Here is a 22,837-nt window from a genome sequence, read left to right as displayed (position 1 = left end):
ACTCTTTAAACGAAACCATTCTCAATTCGATCACTGAAAGTTAATTACATTCCTTGCAAGAGAAAGTCACGCATCATAATTAACCCGCTAAAGGTAATAACTATCAAAAATCAATAAACATGCAGAATTATTGGTAAAAAACACTCTTGTTGCGTAAATGTTATCTATATTATGCATTTTTTAACTAAAAAAAAGCACGACGGCAGTGAGTTTTCATTGCAATCAGCCTCGACAAAATTGTAGGATACTTACACAATGCCGCATAAATTGTGATCTTTATTACAAGATTAGTTGCGGATAAATCGGTGAATCCTACCTCCCACCTATATAAATCACTGGATTGTGATTGTAAATAATTGGATTTCACCAAGGATTGTTTTTCTCGCCATATATTTCAGCGAGAGACAGAAAGGACTCAGGCCAACCACCACTGGTTGGTTAGATTCATAAAAATAAAGGAACAGACTCAACACTAAGTTGGACTTAGGCATGTTGCGTCAATATTTAACTGGAAGGATGTAATCTATGGTAGATAGAGAGCAGGAAGCGCAAGGTCTGTATACTCCAGAGCTGGAGCATGACGCTTGTGGTATCGGTTTTGTCGCTCACCTAAAAAACCGTAAATCGCACGATGTCGTTACTCAAGCGCTCGATATGCTAGCTCGTATGGAGCACCGCGGCGGTCAAGGTTGTGACCCAAGTAGTGGTGATGGCGCAGGTATTTTACTGCAAAAACCTCATGAATTTCTTTTAGAAGAAGCTGTTAAGCACAGTATTAAACTGCCTTCTTTTGAAAAGTACGGTGTCGGTGTTGTTCTATTCCCTAGAGATGAACACAAACGTGCCCAATGTAGAGATATTTTAGAACGTAACGCTCAACGGCTTAATCTTGAAGTGTTGGGTTACCGCGAGCTGCCAACAGATAACTCGATGATTGGCGCTGACCCTCTTAGCACAGAGCCTCAATTTGAACATGTCTTTATCTCTGGTGGTCCAGGTACAGAACCTGAAGAGCTTGAGCGTAAACTGTATGTTCTACGTAACTATACTGTTCGTGTTTGCCTAGAAAGCATCTCAAATATTGGCGATGATTTTTACATCAACTCAATGTCTTACAAGACATTAGTGTATAAAGGCCAACTAACCACAGAACAAGTACCGCAGTACTTCCTAGATCTGCAAAACCCTACGATGGTAACAGCGCTAGCACTTGTTCACTCTCGTTTCTCAACCAACACATTTCCACGTTGGCGTTTAGCTCAGCCTTTCCGTTACATTGCCCACAATGGTGAAATTAACACTGTTCGCGGTAACTTAAACTGGATGAAGGCTCGTGAAGCGATCATTGAATCAGATCTCTTTACTCAAGCTGAAATCGACATGCTACTGCCTATCTGTCAAGAAGGTAGTTCAGATTCATCAAACTTTGATATGGCACTTGAGCTCCTAGTTCTTTCTGGTCGTAGCCTGCCACATGCATTGATGATGATGATTCCCGAAGCATGGCAAGAAAACAAAAACATGGATCCAACTCGTCGCGCGTTCTATCAATATCACGCTAACGTTATGGAACCGTGGGATGGTCCTGCGTCTGTTTGTTTCACCGATGGTGTTCAAGTAGGTGCAACGCTTGACCGTAATGGTCTTCGTCCATCTCGCTATACAGTCACTAAAGATGACTTCCTTGTAATGGCGTCTGAGTCTGGCGTTGTTGAGATTGCACCTGAGAACGTCGAGTTCCGTGGTCGTCTACAGCCAGGTCGTATCTTTGTTGCCGATTTAGAACAAGGCCGCATCATCTCTGATGAAGAAGTCAAAGATGGCATTGCCAATGGTCAGCCGTACGAGCAATGGGTTGAAGAAAACCTATTGAGCTTGAACAAGCTACCAGAGGCAACAAACCAATACAGCCAACCTTCTCCAGAAAAATTGCTTAACCGTCAACAGTCGTTTGGCGTAAGCTCTGAAGAAGTGAATGAGATCATCATCCCGCTGGTTAAAACAGCGTATGAGCCTCTTTCTGCAATGGGCGCTGACTGGCCACTTGCGATTCTGTCTCATCAATCTCAGCACCTTTCAAACTACTTTAAACAGCTGTTTGCTCAAGTAACCAACCCACCGATCGACCCGATCCGTGAGCGCATGGTTATGTCTCTGAACACTTACCTAGGTAAAGATCAGAACCTACTAGCAGAAACACCTGAACACTGTCAGAAAGTTGAGCTTGAATCGCCGATTCTGTCTAACTCAGAATTAGAGAAATTGCGTGCGATTGATAACGAGCACTTACAAGCTAAAACGCTTGATATAGTTTTCCAAGCAAACGGTGATGACGGCAAGCTAGAGCGTGCTCTTAAACGTATTTGCCAATACGCTGAAGATGCGGTTATTGATGGCTACTCAATCATATTGCTAACTGACCGTGCCGTTAACTCGCACCACGCAGCTATCCCAGCGATGCTTGCTGTAGGTGCAGTGCACCACCACCTAATCCGTAAAGGGTTACGTGCTAAGTGTGACATCGTTGTTGAAACTGGCGATGCGCGTGAAACGCACCACTTTGCAACACTGATTGGCTATGGCGCAAACGCGATTAACCCATACCTAGTAATTGAAACGATTGTTGAATCACAGCGCACTAAGAAGCTTGATCCTTCAGCATCACCGAAAGATCTGTTCGAAAGCTACCGTAAGGGTGTGAATGGCGGACTGCTGAAAATCTTCTCTAAGATGGGTATTTCAACACTTCAGTCTTACCACGGTGCTCAAATTTTTGAAGCGCTTGGTATCAGCAAGTCTGTTGTTGATAAATACTTCACTGGTACGGTTACCCGTATCGAAGGCCTAACGATTGACGATATTGCGAAAGAAGTTTTGATTCGTCACCGTCTAGGTTATCCAACTCGTGAAGTGCCAGTACAGGTTCTTGATGTGGGTGGTGTTTATCAGTGGAAACAGCGTGGTGAAAAACACCTGTTTAACCCAGAAACTATTTCACTTCTACAGCAGTCTACTCGTGAAAAGAACTACTCTCAGTTTAAAGAATATACAAGCGCAGTTGACTCACAAGGTGATAACGCGGCAACACTACGTAGCCAATTAGACTTTGTGAAAAACCCTGCGGGCTCTATTCCTGTTGAAGAAGTTGAACCAATTGAAAGTATCTTGAAGCGCTTTGCTACTGGTGCAATGTCATTTGGTTCTATCTCTTACGAAGCTCACTCAACACTTGCTGTTGCAATGAACCGTATCGGAGCAAAATCTAACTCCGGTGAAGGTGGTGAAGATCCAGCTCGTTTCGAACCTAACGCAAATGGCGATTGGGAACGTTCAGCAATCAAACAGGTTGCTTCTGGTCGCTTTGGTGTAACGTCTTACTATCTAACAAACTCTGAAGAGATTCAGATTAAGATGGCACAAGGTGCGAAACCGGGCGAAGGTGGTCAACTACCGGGTGATAAAGTCGATGATTGGATTGGTGCAACACGTCACTCAACTCCGGGCGTTGGTCTAATTTCACCACCACCACACCACGATATCTACTCAATCGAAGATCTAGCTCAGCTAATCTACGATCTGAAAAACGCAAACCGCGCTAGCCGTGTAAACGTTAAGCTAGTGTCTGAAGCGGGTGTAGGTACGATCGCATCGGGTGTTGCTAAAGCCAAAGCTGATGTTGTACTTATCGCAGGCTTTGATGGCGGTACTGGTGCATCACCAATGTCATCAATTCGCCATACGGGTCTACCTTGGGAGCTTGGTCTAGCGGAAACGCACCAAACTCTACTGAAAAACGGCTTACGTAACCGTATCGTTGTACAGTCAGATGGTCAGATGAAGACACCTCGCGATCTTGCTGTTGCCACTTTATTGGGTGCTGAAGAATGGGGCGTTGCCACAGCAGCACTCGTTGTTGAAGGTTGTATCATGATGCGTAAGTGTCATAAAAATACTTGCCCTGTTGGTATCGCAACTCAAAACAAAACACTACGTGAGCGCTTTGATGGCCGTGTAGAAGACGTTGTTACATTCTTCCAATACATGGCAGAAGGTCTACGTGAAATCATGGCTGAACTAGGTTTCCGCACTATCGAAGAGATGGTCGGCCAATCTCAGAAGCTTAAAGTTCGTGAAGACATTGCTCACTGGAAATATAAAAACCTAAATCTGACACCTGTTCTACACATTGAACCGGCTCGTGAGAATGATGGGATTTATAACCAGACACAGCAAAACCATAACCTTGAAGACGTCCTTGACCGCAAACTGATTCAAGTTGCTGCTCCAGCGCTTGAGAAAGGTGAAGCCGTTAGCGCTGAATTCCCGATCATCAATACTGATCGAAGCGCAGGTACAATGCTGTCAAATGAGATTTCTAAGATCTACAAAGACCAAGGCTTACCTCAACCAATGAACGTTAAGTTCAACGGTTCTGCTGGTCAATCTTTTGGTGCTTTCCTAGCGAAAGGCGTTAACTTTGAAGTTGAAGGCGATGCGAACGACTACTGGGGTAAAGGTCTATCAGGCGGTACGCTTGTTCTTTATCCAGATACTAAGTCAACCATTGTCGCTGAAGATAATATCGTTGTAGGTAACGTATGTTTCTACGGTGCAACTTCGGGTGAATCTTATATCCGCGGTATGGCAGGTGAACGATTCTGTGTTCGTAACTCAGGCGCAAGTGTTGTTGTAGAAGGCGTTGGTGACCATGGTTGTGAATACATGACTGGTGGTGTCGCTATTATCTTAGGCTCAACAGGCCGTAACTTTGCTGCTGGTATGAGTGGTGGTGTTGCGTATGTTTGGGACAAAGATGCAGACTTCAATACTAAGCTCAACGCTGAGCTTGTTGATATCGACCCTATCGAGCAAGAAGACAAAGCTCTACTGCTAGATATGCTAACTAAACATGTGAAATTCACAGGAAGTGAAGTTGCTCAATCTTTCCTAAACAACTTTGAAGCGAACCTAGCCTCTATGGCGAAAGTGATGCCGCGTGATTACAAAGCGGTTCTTCAAAAGCGTAAAGCGATCGCTGAGCAAGCGCAAACGGAACAAGTGGAGGCAGTATAATGGGTAAGCCTACTGGATTTTTAGAACATGGTCGCGAGCTTCCTAAGAAGCTCGACCCTTCTGTTCGTATTGAGAACAATAAAGAGTTTGTTCTTAACGAAGAGTTTGGTGACAAAATTGGAACTCAAGCATCTCGTTGTATGGATTGCGGTGTGCCGTTTTGCCACAGCGGTTGCCCAATTGGTAACATTATCCCTGAATTCAACGATGCTGTTTTTCGTGATAGCTGGGAAGAAGCTTGGAATATTCTAAGCTCGACAAACAACTTCCCTGAATTTACAGGTCGTGTCTGCCCTTCTCCTTGTGAAAGTGCATGTGTTCTTGGTATCAACCAAGATCCAATCACTATCTGTAACATTGAGAAGACGATTGTAGAAACCGCTTACCGTGAAGGTTATGCAAAGCCTAAAAAACCACGCTCTCGCACGGGTAAAACCGTTGCCATTATTGGTAGCGGTCCTGCTGGGCTTGCTGCTGCAGAGCAGTTAAACAGTGCTGGTCACTGCGTGACTGTTTTTGAACGTGATGAGAAGGTTGGTGGATTACTTCGTTTCGGTATTCCTGACTTCAAACTAGGCATGGATGTCATCGACCGTAAAACAAACCTAATGGCAGAAGCTGGTGTTAAGTTTGTAGTAAATGCTCATATCGGTGTTGATATTAACGCTCAGCAATTGCGCCAAGATTTCGATGTAGTCTTGCTTACAGGTGGCTCAACGGTACCTAGAAATTTACCAATTCCTGGACGTGAGTTAACTGGCGTGCATTTTGCGATGGAATTTCTTGGTCAAAACAACCGCCGTGCCAACGACATGGATCTTAAAACAGAAGAGATTCATGCCAAAGATAAACACGTCGTGGTAATCGGTGGTGGTGATACTGGCTCTGACTGTGTAGGTACATCAAACCGTCATGGTGCAGCAAGTATTACTCAAGTTGAAATCATGCCGATTCCACCAGAGAAACGTCCGGTTAATATGCCTTGGCCGCAATACCCAATGATCATGAAGACAACCACTTCTCACGAAGAAGGCTGTGAGCGTCACTGGAATATTTTGACCAAAGAGTTTATCGGTAATGATAAAGGTGAAGTTGAAGGTCTACGTATTGCTGATATCGTTTGGCAAGATGCTAAGCCTGGTGAACGTCCTGGTTTTGAAGAAGTTGCTGGTAGTGAACGTGTGATTCCATGTGATCAAGCGTTCCTAGCAATGGGCTTCTTACATCCTGAACCGGGTGGTGTTCTAGCGCAACTCGACATTAAACTCGATGAACGTGGAAACGTGGCTAGCCAAGGTTACGCGACCAATCAAAAAGGTGTCTTTGCCGCTGGTGATATGCGTACGGGCCAATCTCTGGTTGTTCGTTGTATTAACGAAGGCCGTGAGTGTGCCATTGCGATTGATAAATACCTACTTGGTAACTCAAACTTAGAAGCTAAAGCGGATTCATTAATGCTTTCTAACTAAAGTCATGAGTTAAACTCAATACGAGTTACCATCTAAAGCCAGCATTGATTGCTGGCTTTTTTATTTCCTCCCCTCAAGGTTTATGTTGCTAAAATGTAAAATCACAAACCCTATCCTCATGAATATACATGATATTTCAGAGTATTAAGCGGTAAATCGCAGTGCAACATGATAACCATCCAAGAACTTGACCTTTTTTATAATAACCTATACTTTGTGAATTCATTGATATCAAAGTTAATGAAAATTGTTAAATCAAAAAGGTATTTAGTCGCATAACTAAGCAAATATAATAACAATAACGAATAGTTAGTCATTTACTGTCTGGATGACAGAGAAGCAAAGGGAGAATTGCAATGGCTTTATATGATCCAAGTCTTGAGAAAGATAACTGTGGGTTTGGCCTAATCGCGCATATGGAAGGCGAACCAAGCCACAAACTAGTACGCACCGCCATTTCAGCACTTGACCGAATGACACACCGAGGCGGTATCGCAGCCGATGGTAAAACTGGAGATGGTTGCGGTCTACTACTACAAAAGCCCGACAGTTACTTACGTCTCATTGCCGAAGAACTCGGTTTCAAACTAAGCCGTCAATACGCTGTTGGTATGATCTTTTTTAGCCAAGACAATGCTAAAGCTCAACGAGCGCAAGAGATCATTAATAGTGAACTGGCAAAAGAGACACTCACCGTTGCCGGTTGGCGAAATGTTCCAACTAACTCCGATGTCCTTGGCCCTATCGCGGTAGACTCACTGCCCAATATCCAACAAGTCTTTGTATCAGCCCCTGCTGGTTGGCGTGAACGAGATATCGAAAGACGTCTATACATTGCACGTCGACGCATCGAGAAGCAGATCCTCGACGATAACGAATTTTATATCTGTAGCCTATCAACTCAAGTCATGGTGTATAAAGGCTTGTGCATGCCTGCGGACCTTCCAAGGTTCTACCTTGATCTTGCTGATCTCAGAATGGAATCAGCAATCTGTCTATTCCACCAACGATTTTCAACCAATACCCAGCCACGTTGGCCATTGGCACAACCTTTCCGTTACTTAGCGCACAATGGTGAAATAAACACCATCGAAGGCAACCGTCAATGGGCTAAAGCTCGCGCTTATAAATTTGCGTCGCCGCTACTGCCCGATCTTCAAACTGCGGCACCTTTTGTTAATGAGACAGGCTCCGATTCATCAAGCCTCGATAACATGTTAGATCTATTCTTAGCTGGCGGAATGGACGTCTTTAGGGCGATGCGCATGCTCGTACCGCCCGCATGGCAAAACCACCCAGACATGGATCCTGAGCTTCGTGCCTTCTATGATTTCAACTCAAAGCATATGGAACCATGGGATGGACCCGCTGGGATTGTATTATCCGATGGACGTTATGCAGCGTGTAACCTTGACCGTAATGGTCTTCGACCAGCCCGTTATGTCATTACCAAAGATAAACTGATTACCCTTGCCTCTGAAGTAGGAATCTGGGATTACGCGCCTGACGAAGTCGCAGAAAAAGGCCGAGTGGGGCCTGGTGAATTACTGGTTATCGACACCAGAAAAGGGAAGCTATGGCAATCCAGTGAGATCGATAATGATCTAAAAACCCGCCACCCTTACAAGAGTTGGATGGAAGAGAATGTACATCGATTAACACCTTTTTCTCGGCTTCCTGACGATCAAGTTGGAAAGCGAACACTTGACGAAGATCAGCTTAAAACTTATCAAAAACAGTTTGCGATGAGTAACGAAGAAGTGGATCAAGTATTACGTGTTCTTGGCGATATGGGACAAGAAGCAACAGGCTCAATGGGTGACGATACGCCAATGGCGGTACTTTCATCCAAAGCTCGCCTTGTTACTGACTATTTCCGTCAAAAGTTTGCACAGGTAACCAATCCTCCTATCGACCCATTGCGTGAAAAGCACGTTATGTCTCTGGCAACCAGCATAGGCCAAGAGATGAACGTATTTTGTGAGACAGATGGACATGCTCATCGTGTGAGTTTTGCATCCCCTGTTCTACTCTACTCAGACATGCAGCAGTTACTTAATCTTGACAGTAACTATTACCAAAACACTGTATTAGATATTAATTACACCCCTGAGAAGACTGATTTAAAACAGGCACTTCTTAGGCTTTGTGATGCTAGCGTCAACGCGGTTAAGCAAGGAAGTGTGCTGATTGTATTATCAGATAGAGCCTTAGTAAAAGGAGCACTTCCTATACCTGCAGCAATGGCAGTAGGTGCGGTTCAAACTCGATTAGCCAATGAAAACCTTCGCTGTGATGCCAATATTATTGTCGAATCAGGAGCGATACGTGATCCCCACCAATTCGCAGTACTTTTAGGATTTGGTGCCACAGCAATTTACCCATACCTTGCTTATGAATCACTGGGTAAAATTGTCGATGATGGTGGCATAGATAAAAGCTATCGCGATGTGATGCAGAACTATCAGAATGGTATCAACAAAGGGTTATTCAAAATCATGTCGAAGATGGGGATCTCAACGATCGCCTCTTACCGTTGTTCACAGCTATTCGAAGCCGTCGGTCTTCATCAAGATATAGTAGAGCTCTGTTTCAAAGGCGTTGCTTCACGAATCCAAGGAGCGAACTTTGAAGACTTCCAACAAGATCTTTTCAATTTATCTCGTAAAGCTTGGGCTAAACGCAAACCAATTGATCACGGTGGATTGTTAAAATACGTCCATGATGGTGAGTTCCACGCTTATAACCCTGATGTTGTGAGCACGCTACAAAAAGCGGTAAAAACAGGCGAATCAGCTGATTATCAGCAATACGCTAATCAGGTCAATGAGCGCCCTGCGGCAATGCTGCGTGACTTAATGGAACTGAATAAATCAGATAAGCCGTTAGCGTTAGAAAAAGTAGAACCTGCTAGTGAGTTATTTAAGCGCTTCGATTCGGCTGCAATGTCCATTGGTGCCCTTAGCCCGGAAGCTCATGAAGCCTTAGCCATGGCGATGAATAAACTGGGTGGCTATTCAAACTCTGGTGAAGGTGGTGAAGACCCTCGTCGATTTGGTACTGACCGAAACTCTCGAATCAAACAAATTGCTTCAGGCCGTTTTGGTGTGACACCTCACTACCTAACTAACGCTGACGTACTACAAATTAAAGTCGCTCAAGGGGCAAAACCCGGTGAAGGTGGTCAGCTTCCAGGACATAAAGTGACAGCTGAAATAGCCAAACTTCGCTATTCAGTACAGGGAGTGACACTCATCTCCCCTCCTCCACATCATGATATCTATTCAATTGAGGATCTCGCTCAGCTGATTTTCGATTTGAAGCAAGTTAATCCTAAAGCTCTGATCTCTGTAAAACTTGTTTCTGAACCCGGTGTCGGCACTATTGCCACTGGCGTCGCTAAAGCATACGCCGACTTAATCACTATATCAGGCTACGATGGCGGCACTGCTGCGAGTCCATTAACCTCGGTAAAATATGCGGGATGTCCATGGGAGCTTGGTCTTGCAGAAACTCAGCAAGCACTGGTTGCAAATGGGCTGCGTCATAAGATCCGATTACAAGTCGATGGCGGTCTTAAGACTGGCCTTGATGTCATCAAAGGCGCCATTTTAGGTGCTGAGAGTTTTGGTTTTGGTACTGCTCCAATGGTTGCGCTTGGGTGTAAGTTCTTACGTATCTGCCATCTAAACAACTGCGCAACCGGTGTTGCAACGCAAGATGAAACCCTACGTAAAGAGTACTTCAAAGGGTTACCCGATATGGTGGTTAACTACTTTACGGGCCTTGCTGAAGAAGTTCGAGTTCATCTCGCAGAACTAGGCGTTGAGAAGCTAACCGATTTAATTGGGCGAACTGATTTACTCGATGCTGTTTCAGGTCTAACAGCCAAACAGAATAAACTCGATCTTTCTAATATTTTAGAGAAACCAGTTTCCCCACAAGATCACCCACTCTTTTGGACAGAACCAAACTCTCCATTTGATAAGGCACAACTCAATCAAAAGATCGTTGAGGATGCCAAAACAGCGATTGAATCCAAACAGCCACTAAACCTCTATTACGACGTGATCAATACCGATCGTTCAATCGGTGCAAGCCTGTCTGGTGAAGTCGCCAAACGTTACGGTAACCAAGGCGTAGCAACCTCTCCAATCAAACTCAACCTAAACGGAACCGCAGGGCAATCCTTTGGCGTTTGGAACGCAGGAGGCATTGAGCTTTACCTAACCGGTGATGCCAACGATTATGTAGGTAAAGGAATGGCTGGCGGCAAGATCGTGATTAAGCCTCACACAGGAACAACGTTTGTTTGTAATGAAGCCACCATCATAGGGAATACCTGTTTGTATGGCGCAACAGGAGGCAAACTCTTTGCCGCTGGTACCGCTGGTGAACGATTTGGTGTACGTAACTCGGGCACAATTTCAGTTATTGAAGGTGCGGGTGATAATGCTTGTGAATACATGACTGGAGGCATTATTGCCATCCTCGGTGCGACGGGCGTTAACTTTGGCGCCGGAATGACCGGCGGGTTTGCGTATGTAATGGATAAAAATAATGACTTTGAAGGTCGCGTCAATAACGAGTCTGTTGAGGCTATATCTCTATCCGATCTCTATATCCATCAAGAGCACTTAAGAGGGCTGATTGCAGAGCACTTAGAAGAGACAGGATCAACCCACGCTGAAAATATATTGGCGAACTTCGATGCATGGATTCCTAAGTTCTACCTAGTGAAACCATTAGCTGCAGATCTTAACACTCTGCTTGGTCACCAAAGTCGTAGCGCCGCTGAACTTCGCGTTCAGGCACAATAAGAGTAGGAAGGAGCCTAAATTATGAGCCAGAATGTTTATCAATTTATCGATGTTAGCCGCGTTGACCCTGCGAAAAAGCCGATCAAGATTCGTAAGATCGAATTTATCGAGATTTACGAACCTTTCACTAAGCAGCAAGCAAAAGCGCAAGCTGATCGCTGTTTAGATTGTGGTAATCCATATTGTGAATGGAAATGCCCTGTTCACAATTACATTCCTCAATGGCTAAAGCTTGCCAATGAAGGTCGAATTATAGAAGCTGCAGAGCTCTCTCACCAAACAAACAGTCTTCCTGAAGTCTGTGGCCGAGTTTGTCCACAAGACAGGTTATGTGAAGGCTCATGTACCCTTAATGACGAGTTTGGTGCAGTCACAATTGGTAATGTTGAAAAGTACATTACAGATAAAGCATTTGAAATGGGCTGGAAGCCTGATATGTCAAATGTTGAATGGACAGATAAAAAGGTCGCGATTATCGGGGCCGGACCTGCTGGCTTAGCCGCAGCTGATATATTAGTTCGAAATGGAGTAAAGCCTGTTGTCTTTGACCGCTACCCTGAAATTGGTGGCCTTCTTACGTTTGGCATTCCCTCTTTCAAGTTAGAAAAAGGGGTAATGCAAAATCGACGTCGTATCTTTAGCGACATGGGCGTTGAATTTCAAATGAATACCGAGGTTGGCAAGGACATTCAACTACAACAGTTAGTGGATGAGTATGATGCCGTATTCCTTGGTGTCGGCACCTATAAAAATATGCGCGCCGGTTTAGCCAATGAAGATGCTTCTGGAGTATTCGACGCTCTGCCATTTTTAATTTCAAACACCTACAAAGTGATGGACCTAGACAGCCCAGAACCTTTAATCGATATGGCCAATAAGAAGGTTATTGTCTTAGGTGGCGGCGATACCGCGATGGACTGTGTTCGAACTTCCATCCGACAAGGTGCAAAAGATGTTATTTGTGCCTATCGTCGTGATGAAGCAAATATGCCGGGATCTCGTCGTGAAGTGAAGAATGCAAAAGAGGAAGGCGTGAACTTTATGTTTAACCTTCAGCCTCTAGGTATTGAAGTAAATTCAAACGGTGAAGTGAGCGGCATTAAAGTGGTCAAAACCGCTTTAGGTGAACCCGATGATGCTGGTCGTCGTCGCCCAGAGCCCGTTGCTAATAGTGAACATACACTAGAAGCTGATGCCGTGATTATGGCGTTTGGTTTCCAGCCTCATGCAATGGAATGGCTAAAACCTTTCGGCGTGGACCTCGATGAGTGGGGGCGTATAAAAGCACCTTCTCAGCAAGAGTTCATGTATCAAACCAGTAATAAGAAAATCTTCGCTGGCGGAGATGCTGTTCGAGGATCCGATCTTGTTGTAACAGCTATTGATGAAGGGCGCAAAGCTGCGGAAGGAATCTTAGACTTTCTTGATTTATAAGTTTTAACGGCAATACTATAAAGGATTCGATATCGGATCCTTTATTTTTTGTTGCTACCCAACAACTTATTGGACTCACTCTATGTCACGCGCAACCATTACTGTGTTATTTAGCTCCCTCCTTCTATCGGCATGTAGCCAAGGAGCTAAAAGTTTCAATGATCGTACAGCACTACCTTGTGGGGAAAGCCCCAATTGCGTCTCTACTGAGGATACTCGAGAGCAGCATCACCTCATCGCCTTTCAGCTAAAAAGCAAAGCAAATATCGAAGAAATAGAACAAGTTGCCCTACAAATGTCGGGGGCTAAAACGGCAACTAAAGAAGGTAATTACCTCAGAATTGAATACACATCTAAAATACTAAGGTTTGTTGATGATTTGGAGCTAAAAGTCGAAGGCTCGAAACTCATCGTTCGTTCTGAGTCTCGGGTCGGTTATTCAGATTTTGGAATTAATAGAAAGCGTGCCGATCAATTGAGGACGATGCTCGATTCTGCTCAATTACTTAAATAATCACTCAGTAAGAAATGAAAGGCGATTAAAGACCGCCTTTCACAGAGGTTAGCTCAATTTAGAATGACTGTTTAGGAACAAAAACATTCTCGAGTGGTGTTCCGCCATAAAGCAATGTTTGAGCCGTGTTGCCCTTAAGCCCACTCTGAGGATCGTAGTAGCGTACGATGAAGTAATATTGCTCACCATCAACAACCGGCATCCAGTACGTACCGTCTTTTGGATCCTCTGCACTGAACGTAATCGTTACATTACCGTCCGCATCCGGGGTTGTATTACCACCTGCGAATACTTGGCGATTGCTTCCACCGATAGTATCAGGGTCTAAAGGTAATCGTGTCGCTGATTTATAACGAGTAATAGACCAAAACTCACCAACGGCTTGCTCATGCGGCATTGTGAATACAAACGCCTCTGAACCATTTAGAGGCAGGCCTTGTGGAGTTACTGGAATATTTTCATAGTATGCATGTGCCGCGGGGAACCCTAAGTGACCTAAATGTGTCACTGCCGCACGGATTAAATTTATACTATCGTGGTCTGCATCTGGATGGTCAGGGGTTTCGAATCCGCTGCTGTTGTTGGTGATCACCCCTGTCAATAATTTCTCTGTCACATACTCAGCCGTTTGTACGTAGCGATCATAATCGAAATTATTCACAGCCCCTTGTAGTTCATCAGCCGTCTCAGCCCATCCGTCATGATTATCTATTGCGAGTTGGATTACCGCTTTCGTATCTTTACGGTCTGGTAGGTCAAATTCTTTCGACTTTTCTGAGATGTCCAATTTAAGTTGATGGCGATTTTCGTTCGCATAGCCATCGTCTCTATACTCAAATGTTTGTGTACGTACAAATAAAAAGGTCAGGTCCTCGTGGACTTCAATTATATCGGTGAACTCTCCGTCCGGTATATCATAATCAGCTCCTGCTCTAGTGATTAGGAATTGACCACCTTCTCGAGGGGTGGTTTCTGCATACACCGTGAAATGCTCTGAATCAACGATTTGTAATGAAGCATATCGGTCATCACGTATAGGCGTGGTTAATATAGCGGGCCCTCGGCTGACATCAACCATAGCTTTAGAGTAGAGGTGGTCTAATGCTGGCGTGATGACAAAGTAAGTATGATCCGAAATTGGTGGATGGTCCCACTGGTTGATACCAAACTCTTCAATATGAGCGATCATATTTTCAGCGTGGTGATAAACCCTTAAGCCTGTGAAATCTTCATTGGTGAATGTGTCTTGAGCATTAATGCTCAAACTGCACAATGCCAAGGTAGCTGCAATAATTTGTTTTTTCATTTTATAATCTCCGCAGTAATACGTAACTAGCCTGCGGTTAAGATAATGCACAAAAGTGCATATTTTGAAATGAAAATAAAGACTTCCAGATATAACCCATAACGATAACTAAAATTATATTGACCTCAGACTGACGCGATCATCATGAAAACATGAATCGTAACTCGTTTGATAGCCAATGTATTAATGGTGTATTTACACTTCTAGTCGCTATAAATGTACCTACATCACTGCCTATTTGCTCATCCTTGTGTCCAGAGTAAAATTGAACACCCTCTGGTAGTTTGACACCAGGTAAATCAGCATAGGGTAACAATAGGTCGCTTTCTTTTACAGCATCAAGGCAGATGTTTAGCTGATCAGCCTTAAGCTCGACCTTAGGCGTTATCCCAATAGCCAAGAGCTTTCGTTCAATCAGATTCTTATCCGTTGCAAAATCGGGTTGCTCTAAAAGTGCTAAAGGGTATGCTCCAATATCCTCTAAGCGTCCTTTCGATTGAAAGATAGGATGGCCGACACGGCATATCAGCTTAAATTGAGCATAGCTTAGCTTCTTCTGACTCAGTGCTTTGGATACCTCTAATGGGTAGTAGTTTATCCCTAAATGAATCTTGCCGACTTTTAAGTCATGTTCTGTATTCTCTCCCCAATTGACCAACCGAATGGTCGCATTAGGTATTGTTTCCCTAAGATGAGCATAAACTTTATGAGCGATGGGCTGATATAAAGAGGTACTTATCGCAATGCATATTTCATCAGTGTAATTAGAAATATCAAATTGCTCAGCATGGGAAAATATATCATCTAATACGTCGAACGCGAGCGGCAACTTTCTAAGTACTTCTTTACCAAATGGTGTTGGCTCTATGCCATACTGCTTTCGGGTGAAAATTTCATCACCACAATAATCTCGCATCTTTTTCAACCCCTTACTTACAGCAGGTTGAGATATGAACATTCTTTCGGCGGTGCGTTTAGTATTTAGCTCTTCACCTAATATTTTTAATAACTTAAGTGAATTAAAATCTAAGTTTCGCAACTGCTTATCATTCATGGTCATCATTCTCTACAATGCAATTGGTAATGATCATAGCGAGATTTAGTGTAGAGAGCGAATATGGAAGTGAGATCTCAATAACAAAAAGCCGAAGTTATACTTCGGCTTCATATAATTTAGCAATTAATGCTTAATTTTGTTCTTCATCTTGGAAAACAACAAGGCGCTTTGGTGCGACTCTTCCGTCATCATCAATCGTAGCAACGCCAAGAAATAATTTCTCTTCACCACTAGTCATGCGAACGGTTCCTTCAGTAGGTGCCCCAGCAATTTGCACTGGCATACCGTGTTGAACAAGGTCCATCAATTCAGCATTCATGTTCACTTCAGGAAGATCTTCTACCGCGGTATCCATAGGCATTAGCAGAGAATCCAGAAGCTCTCTAGGAGCCACTTCATCACGTTCCGCTTGCTCTAACAGTTCGTTCAACTGTTCAAGAGTCACCATTTTCTCATATGGATACTTTGCAACGCCAGTACGACGGAGATAGGTTACGTGAGCACCACAACCTAACATCTCACCGAGATCATCAGTAATAGTGCGAATGTAAGTCCCTTTAGAGCAGTGGACTTCCATTTCAATCTCGTCGCCTTCAAAACGTAGCAGCTCGATCGAGTAAACCGTGATCTTACGTGATTCACGTGGAACCTCGATGCCTTCACGTGCATATTCATAAAGCGGACGGCCTTGGTGCTTCAATGCAGAAAACATCGAAGGGACTTGGTCCGTTTCACCTTTAAAGCTTGCTACGCAGCGTTCTAGTTGCTCTTGTGTGACATTAATGTCGCGAGTCTCGACAACTTCACCATCAGAATCAGAAGTGTTTGTTCTCTCACCAAGCTTCGCTTTAACGACATAACGTTTATCTGAATCTAACAAGAACTGAGAAAACTTAGTCGCTTCACCTAAACAGATTGGCAACATACCTGTCGCTAATGGGTCAAGTGCGCCGGTATGACCCGCTTTTTGAGCAAAGTAGATTCGCTTAACTTTTTGCAAAGCATCGTTAGAAGAAATACCGGTCGGCTTATCTAATAAGATAACCCCATTGACTGGACGACCCTTACGACGGCGAGCCATTACTTGCCTTCCTCTTCAGAACCGTTTTGATCCTGTTCTTCTTCGCGACCAGATTCAATCTGCTTACGCTTGTCTTCAGTTAGTATTTCACTAACTAGGTTCGACATACGCATACCTTCAACTAAAGTATCGTCATAAGTAAAACGAACTTCAGGTGTTAGGCGGTGACGAATACGCTTACCTAGCGCCATGCGAACCGGAACTTCGTGTTCTTTTAGTGCAGCAAGACAGCTCTCTGGCGTTTGTTCACCAACACATAAAAAAGTAACGAATACTTTTGCGTAAGCAAGATCTCTTGATACTTCAACATCAGAGATGGTAACCATCCCTAAGCGAGAATCACGAACTTCACGCTGTAGAATAATTGCGAGTTCTTTTTGTAATTGCTGCGACACGCGTTGTGTGCGGCTAAATTCTTTTGACATAATCATTTCTCATAAATAGAAAGAATGGGGGGATGGCCAAAGCCAGCCCCCCATGGTGCATTCAACAACCGATTACCTTGCCTTTATAAGGCGGGTAACTTTTATCAATTAGTCGAGTGTACGTTTAATTTCAACGATTTCGAATACTTCGATTTGGTCACCAGCGCGAACATCATTGTAGTTCTTAACGCCGATACCACATTCGTAGCCATTCTTAACTTCTTGAACGTCATCTTTAAAGCGACGAAGTGATTCTAGCTCACCTTCGTAAATAACAACGTTTTCGCGTAGTACGCGGATTGGGTTGCTACGCTTAATGATGCCTTCAGTAACCATACAACCAGCGATTGCGCCCAGTTTAGGTGACTTAAACACGTCACGTACTTCAGCAAGACCAATGATCTCTTGTCTGAATTCTGGAGCAAGCATGCCGCCCATTGCTTGTTTAACTTCGTCAATCAATTGGTAAATGATTGAGTAGTAACGAAGATCTAGGTTTTCGTTATCAACAGTACGACGAGCAGTTGCATCAGCACGTACGTTGAAGCCTAGGATGATAGCGTTTGAAGCTGCTGCAAGTGTTGCATCAGTCTCAGTAATACCACCAACACCAGAACCTACGATGTTCACTTTAACTTCGTCAGTAGACAGTTTAAGTAGTGAATCAGAAATCGCTTCAACCGAACCTTGAACGTCACCTTTAAGTACAACGTTAAGCTCTGCAACTTCACCAGCTTCCATGTTAGAGAACATGTTTTCTAGTTTAGATTTCTGTTGACGAGCAAGTTTCACATCACGGAATTTACCTTGACGGTAGTTTGCTACTTCACGAGCTTTACGCTCATCACGTACAACTGTCGCTTCGTCACCAGATGATGGAACACCAGATAGACCGATGATTTCAACAGGGATAGAAGGACCAGCTTCAAGGATCTCTTTACCATTCTCATCGCGCATTGCACGAACACGGCCGTATTCTTGACCACAAAGAAGGATGTCACCTTTGTTAAGCGTACCAGATTGAACAAGTACAGTTGCAACAGGACCGCGACCTTTATCAAGACGAGATTCAACTACAACACCAGACGCCATGCCTTCTCTAACAGCAGTAAGTTCAAGAACTTCAGACTGTAGAAGGATAGTTTCTAGTAGACCATCGATGTTAGTACCTTGCTTAGCAGAGATGTGAACGAACATGTTCTCACCGCCCCACTCTTCAGGGATAACGTCGTATTGAGCTAGCTCGTTCTTAACGTTGTCTGGGTTAGCGTCTTCTTTATCGATTTTGTTAACTGCGATAATTAGAGGTACGCCAGCCGCTTTTGCGTGTTGAATCGCTTCAACTGTCTGTGGCATAACGCCATCATCTGCAGCTACAACTAGAACAACGATATCTGTCGCTTGAGCACCACGAGCACGCATAGCAGTAAACGCTGCGTGTCCAGGGGTATCAAGGAAGGTAATCATACCGTTGTCAGTTTCTACGTGGTATGCACCGATGTGCTGTGTAATACCACCCGCTTCTGCGTCAGCAACGTGTGCTTTACGGATGTAATCCAGTGTTGATGTTTTACCGTGGTCAACGTGACCCATGATAGTAACAACTGGAGCACGACCTTCTACTGCTGCATCGTTATCACGATCAGATAGTACCGCTTCTTCAAGTTCATTCTCTTTACGAAGAATAACCTTGTGACCCATCTCTTCAGCAACTAGTGCTGCAGTTTCTTGGTCAATAACTTGGTTAATGGTCGCCATAGCGCCCATTTTCATCATCACTTTGATGACTTCAGTGCCTTTCACTGACATTTTGCTTGCCAGTTCAGATACTACGATAGTCTCGCCGATAGCAACATCAGATTTAGCAACAGTTGCTGTCTTATCAAAGCCATGTTGCATTGAAGTTGGTTTAGCCAGCTTACCTTTATTACGACCACCGCGGCCGCCACGTTGGTTACGACCACCGTTGCGATCTTGAGTAGCAGCTGGTTTTTTCTTCTTCTTGCGACGGTTAGTACCAGCACCTTCTTCTTTACGGTCCGCAGCGTCTTCAGCTTCACGAGCGTAAGTAGAAGTAGTGATATGGTAATCAGCCGTTTTCTCTTGTTCTTTCTTCTTCTTCTCTTCTTCAGTCCAGCGGTCTTGGTTCTCTTCCGCTAGCTTACGAGCTTCTTCAACAAGCTTGGCAGCTTCTTGCTCAGCTTTACGTTGAGCTTCTTGCTCTTGACGAAGTTTCAGTTCATCAGATTCTTTCTTAGCTTGCGTATTAACGTCAGCATTTTTTGCATTCATGTCTTTTTTAGCCTTTTCAGCTTGTACACGCTGAGCCTTTTCTTCTGCACCACGTTTTGCATCCGCTTCACGTTTTGCTTTATCTTCGGCTTCGCGTTTTGCTTTATCTGCAGCATCACGTTTTGCTAGTTCATCCGCTTCGCGTTTCGCTAGCTCTTCCGCTTCACGTTTTGCTGCTTCCTCAGCCTCACGTTTCGCTTCGTCATCTACTGTGCTGCGCTTCACATAAGTACGCTTCTTACGCACTTCTACTTGAACATCTTTACTCTTACCACCACTTGCTGAAACACTTAGTGTACTGCGAGTTTTTCTCTGTAGTGTTAAGCGAGTAGGCTCAGTTTCGCCTGATGTATCACCGTGTTCTTTTTTCAGGTGAACAAGAAGCTTCTGCTTTTCGTCATCTGATACTTGATCGCCGCTTGCTTTAGTCATGCCTGCGTCAGCAAGTTGTTCAACTAAGCGGTCAACTGGCGTACCAATTTCTTCACTTAATGCTTTTACTGTTAGTTGCGTCATTCCGCTACCTCCTTGCTGAAATTATTCTTCGTCGCCGAACCAACAAATATTACGTGCAGCCATGATTAGCTCACCTGCGCGTTCTTCTGTTAATCCTTCAATGTCTTCTAGCTCATCAGTACCTTGATCAGCTAAGTCTTCAAGTGTTACAACACCTTTTGCAGCCAGCTTGAATGCTAGTTCGCGTTCTAGACCTTCTAGAGCAAGCAAATCTTCTGCAGGTTCAACACCGTCGAGTGTCTCTTCTTGAGCAAGAGCAAGAGTCGTCAGTGCGTCTTTTGCACGGCTACGTAACTCTTCAACCATGTCTTCGTCTAGGCCATCAACTTCTAACAGTTCATGAACTGGAACGTAAGCAATCTCTTCTAGCGTTGAGAAACCTTCTTCAGTCAGCATCTCGGCAAAATCTTGCTCGATATCTAAGTGCTTCATGAAGCTCTCAACAGCAGCTTGAGACTCTTCTTGGTGTTTCTTCTGTAGGTCTTCAACTGTCATTACGTTAAGTTCCCAACCCGTAAGTTGAGAAGCAAGGCGAACGTTTTGACCATTACGACCGATAGCTTGTGCTAAGTTGTCAGGTTCAACAGCGATGTCCATTGAGTGAGCATCTTCATCAACGATGATCGATGCAACATCTGCAGGTGCCATTGCGTTAATCGCAAACTGAGCCGGGTTATCATCCCAAAGAACGATATCGATACGCTCACCGCCAAGTTCACCAGATACAGCTTGAACACGAGCGCCACGCATACCAACACACGCACCAACAGGGTCGATACGACGGTCATTAGTCTTCACAGCAATTTTTGCACGTGAACCAGGGTCTCGAGCACCCGCTTTAAGTTCAATTAGCTCTTCACCAATTTCTGGCACTTCCACACGGAAAAGCTCAGCAAGCATTTCAGGCTTAGAACGAGTAATGAATAACTGGAAACCACGTGCTTCTGGTTTTACTGCGTACAGTAAGCCACGAACACGGTCGCCTGGACGGAAGTTTTCACGAGGAAGTTGGTCATCACGAAGAATAACCGCTTCAGCGTTGCTACCTAGATCTAGAATTACCGTTTCGCGATTGACTTTCTTAACAACACCGGTAACTAACTCACCTTCGTTATCAATAAACTGCTCTACGATTTGAGCGCGCTCAGCTTCACGTACTTTTTGTACGATAACTTGCTTCGCTGTTTGCGTAGTAATACGGTCAAACGTTACTGATGGAATATCGTCTTCAACGAAATCACCAATAACCATTGTTTCATCTTCGTATTGCGCTGCTTCTAAAGAGATCTCTTTAGTTGGGCTTTCAACTTCTTCAACCACTTCCCAGCGACGGAAAGTATCGAATTCACCCGTTTTACGATCAATCTCAACACGAACTTCAATTTCTAATGCGTGCTTCTTCTTAGTTGACGTAGCAAGCGCAGTTTCTAGCGCTTCAAAAATACGTTCACGAGGTACGGCTTTTTCATTTGAAACAGCCTCTACTACCGCTAAAATTTCTTTACTCATTCTATCTAGCCTCTTAAGCTCAAATTTTTCTAGGAGAACTAAAATTTAGGTATCAGGTTAGCTTTAGAAATATTGCTTAATGCAAAGCTTTCTTGCTGACCTTCAACAACGACTGAAATAGTCTCACCATCGACAGAGTGAATATCACCCTTCCATTTACGACGGTTTCCTACGGCCATTTTCAAGACGATGTTGACCTCGTGACCAATAAACTGTTTGTAGTGTGCTGCTGTGAAAAGTGGTCGTTCTAGACCAGGAGAAGACACTTCTAGGTTATAAGCCACTGAAATTGGATCTTCTACATCTAAAACAGCACTAACTTGACGGCTCACTTCTGAGCAATCGTCAACAAATATGCCATTTTCATGATCGATATAGATACGTAGCGTTGAATGCTCGCCTGCACGAATAAATTCTAATCCAACTAACTCATAGCCTAACGCAGATACTGCACTGTCAAGCATTTCAGTAAGTTGTCTCTCTAAACCAGTCATTTAAACCACTCCAGAAACAAAAAAAGGGCAAAGAGCCCAATTTAAATCCCAAGCAACAACCTAGCTAAAATTAAAAAGCTAGATAACAAAAAACCCCGAAATAGTCGGGGTTTTTTATTGCTGGACCCTTGATTCGTTAGATACAAATTGTATCCAACTCACAATCACTTTAGCAAAAGCAACTGCGCAAACTTGTCCACGAATCCTAAAAAGGATTTGGTTGCGGGAGCCGGATTTGAACCGACGACCTTCGGGTTATGAGCCCGACGAGCTACCAAACTGCTCCATCCCGCGTCCGACTTGCTGTGCATTATACGCTCAACAAGGTGATTTACAAGTTTGTAAATATGGTGCCGAGAGAGGGACTTGAACCCTCACACCCTAAGGCACTAGCACCTCATGCTAGCGTGTCTACCAATTTCACCATCTCGGCAGCTAAATCATTGAATTAGCTTATTGAGGAATCTCGTCGCCAGTTTCGGCTGGAAGTTCACTCACTACATCTTCAGCTTGCTGGATAACTTGACCTTGAGTTGGGTCAATCCATTGTGACTCAGTCGTACTAGTCGACATGTTGCCAAGCACTAAGCTAAGGATGAAAAATACTGTTGCAAAAATTGCAGTCATTCGGGTTAGGAAATTCCCTGAGCCACCAGCACCAAACACTGTGTTTGAAGCACCGGCACCGAATGAAGCTCCCATATCTGCGCCTTTACCTTGTTGAATCAACACAAGGCCAATTACACCGAGCGCTGCCAACAGGTAAGTCACAAGTAGAACTGAATACATGGTGTCCACCTATGTTCAAAATTGTCGAGCCAGCGCCGTCTAAAATTCGTTATGAAAC

13 protein-coding genes and 2 tRNA genes are annotated in these 22,837 nt (G+C 44.1%); 5 read left to right on the top strand and 10 right to left on the bottom strand.

The annotated features are described in order from the left end of the window. Window positions 1-525: 525 nt before the first annotated feature. From gltB (L4C54_RS13850) to L4C54_RS13830, 5 genes are all read left to right on the top strand, one after another. A complete protein-coding gene (gene gltB / locus L4C54_RS13850) occupies window positions 526-5,073 on the top strand; it encodes a glutamate synthase large subunit (RefSeq protein ID WP_428808653.1) in 4,548 nt (1,515 codons plus the stop codon). Then, window positions 5,073-6,542, top strand: coding sequence for a glutamate synthase subunit beta (locus L4C54_RS13845; RefSeq protein ID WP_428801096.1), 1,470 nt, complete (start codon window positions 5,073-5,075; stop codon window positions 6,540-6,542). The genes gltB (L4C54_RS13850) and L4C54_RS13845 overlap by 1 nt, the downstream gene beginning before the upstream one ends. A gap of 356 nt (window positions 6,543-6,898) precedes the next feature. Then, window positions 6,899-11,362, top strand: coding sequence for a glutamate synthase large subunit (gene gltB, locus L4C54_RS13840; RefSeq protein WP_428808652.1), 4,464 nt, complete (start codon window positions 6,899-6,901; stop codon window positions 11,360-11,362). Window positions 11,363-11,383: 21 nt separating this feature from the next. After that, the gene (locus tag L4C54_RS13835; RefSeq protein WP_428808651.1) at window positions 11,384-12,796 is read left to right on the top strand and encodes an FAD-dependent oxidoreductase; all 1,413 of its coding nucleotides are present in this window, start codon (window positions 11,384-11,386) and stop codon (window positions 12,794-12,796) included. A gap of 82 nt (window positions 12,797-12,878) precedes the next feature. Beyond that, window positions 12,879-13,310 (top strand): DUF1499 domain-containing protein, encoded by a 432-nt coding sequence (locus L4C54_RS13830; RefSeq protein ID WP_428808650.1) that lies wholly within the window; start codon window positions 12,879-12,881, stop codon window positions 13,308-13,310. A 58-nt stretch (window positions 13,311-13,368) separates the two neighbouring features. On the opposite strand, the gene L4C54_RS13825 is transcribed toward L4C54_RS13830, so the two are convergent. The 10 genes from L4C54_RS13825 to secG form a co-directional block, all read right to left on the bottom strand. Next, the gene (locus L4C54_RS13825) at window positions 13,369-14,616 is read right to left on the bottom strand and encodes a DUF1254 domain-containing protein (RefSeq protein WP_428808649.1); all 1,248 of its coding nucleotides are present in this window, start codon (window positions 14,614-14,616) and stop codon (window positions 13,369-13,371) included. Between the two features lie 142 nt (window positions 14,617-14,758). Further along, window positions 14,759-15,670 (bottom strand): LysR family transcriptional regulator, encoded by a 912-nt coding sequence (locus L4C54_RS13820; protein ID WP_428801101.1) that lies wholly within the window; start codon window positions 15,668-15,670, stop codon window positions 14,759-14,761. A 133-nt stretch (window positions 15,671-15,803) separates the two neighbouring features. After that, window positions 15,804-16,754: a tRNA pseudouridine(55) synthase TruB gene (truB, locus tag L4C54_RS13815; RefSeq protein WP_428808648.1), complete on the bottom strand. Its 951-nt coding sequence runs from the start codon at window positions 16,752-16,754 to the stop codon at window positions 15,804-15,806. After that, window positions 16,754-17,179 (bottom strand): 30S ribosome-binding factor RbfA, encoded by a 426-nt coding sequence (gene rbfA, locus L4C54_RS13810; protein WP_428801103.1) that lies wholly within the window; start codon window positions 17,177-17,179, stop codon window positions 16,754-16,756. The genes truB and rbfA overlap by 1 nt, the downstream gene beginning before the upstream one ends. A 108-nt stretch (window positions 17,180-17,287) precedes the next feature. Then, on the bottom strand, window positions 17,288-19,987 hold the full coding sequence (gene infB / locus L4C54_RS13805) for a translation initiation factor IF-2 (RefSeq protein ID WP_428801104.1): 2,700 nt from the start codon (window positions 19,985-19,987) through the stop codon (window positions 17,288-17,290). 21 nt (window positions 19,988-20,008) lie between these two features. Continuing rightward, window positions 20,009-21,496 (bottom strand): transcription termination factor NusA, encoded by a 1,488-nt coding sequence (nusA, locus tag L4C54_RS13800; RefSeq protein ID WP_428808647.1) that lies wholly within the window; start codon window positions 21,494-21,496, stop codon window positions 20,009-20,011. 38 nt (window positions 21,497-21,534) lie between these two features. Beyond that, window positions 21,535-21,990, bottom strand: a complete 456-nt coding sequence (gene rimP, locus L4C54_RS13795) for a ribosome maturation factor RimP (protein ID WP_428801106.1) — start codon at window positions 21,988-21,990, stop codon at window positions 21,535-21,537. Window positions 21,991-22,207: 217 nt separating this feature from the next. Further along, a tRNA-Met gene (locus tag L4C54_RS13790) sits at window positions 22,208-22,284 on the bottom strand. 54 nt (window positions 22,285-22,338) lie between these two features. Then, a tRNA-Leu gene (locus L4C54_RS13785) sits at window positions 22,339-22,423 on the bottom strand. A 20-nt stretch (window positions 22,424-22,443) separates the two neighbouring features. Then, window positions 22,444-22,779: a preprotein translocase subunit SecG gene (gene secG / locus L4C54_RS13780; RefSeq protein WP_428808646.1), complete on the bottom strand. Its 336-nt coding sequence runs from the start codon at window positions 22,777-22,779 to the stop codon at window positions 22,444-22,446. Window positions 22,780-22,837: the final 58 nt, after the last annotated feature.

This window comes from Vibrio lamellibrachiae (assembly GCF_050337265.1).
Taxonomy (GTDB): domain Bacteria; phylum Pseudomonadota; class Gammaproteobacteria; order Enterobacterales; family Vibrionaceae; genus Vibrio; species Vibrio kyushuensis.
The sequence above is the reverse complement of the archived record's forward strand: the minus strand, read 5'-3'. Positions and strand labels throughout refer to the sequence as shown.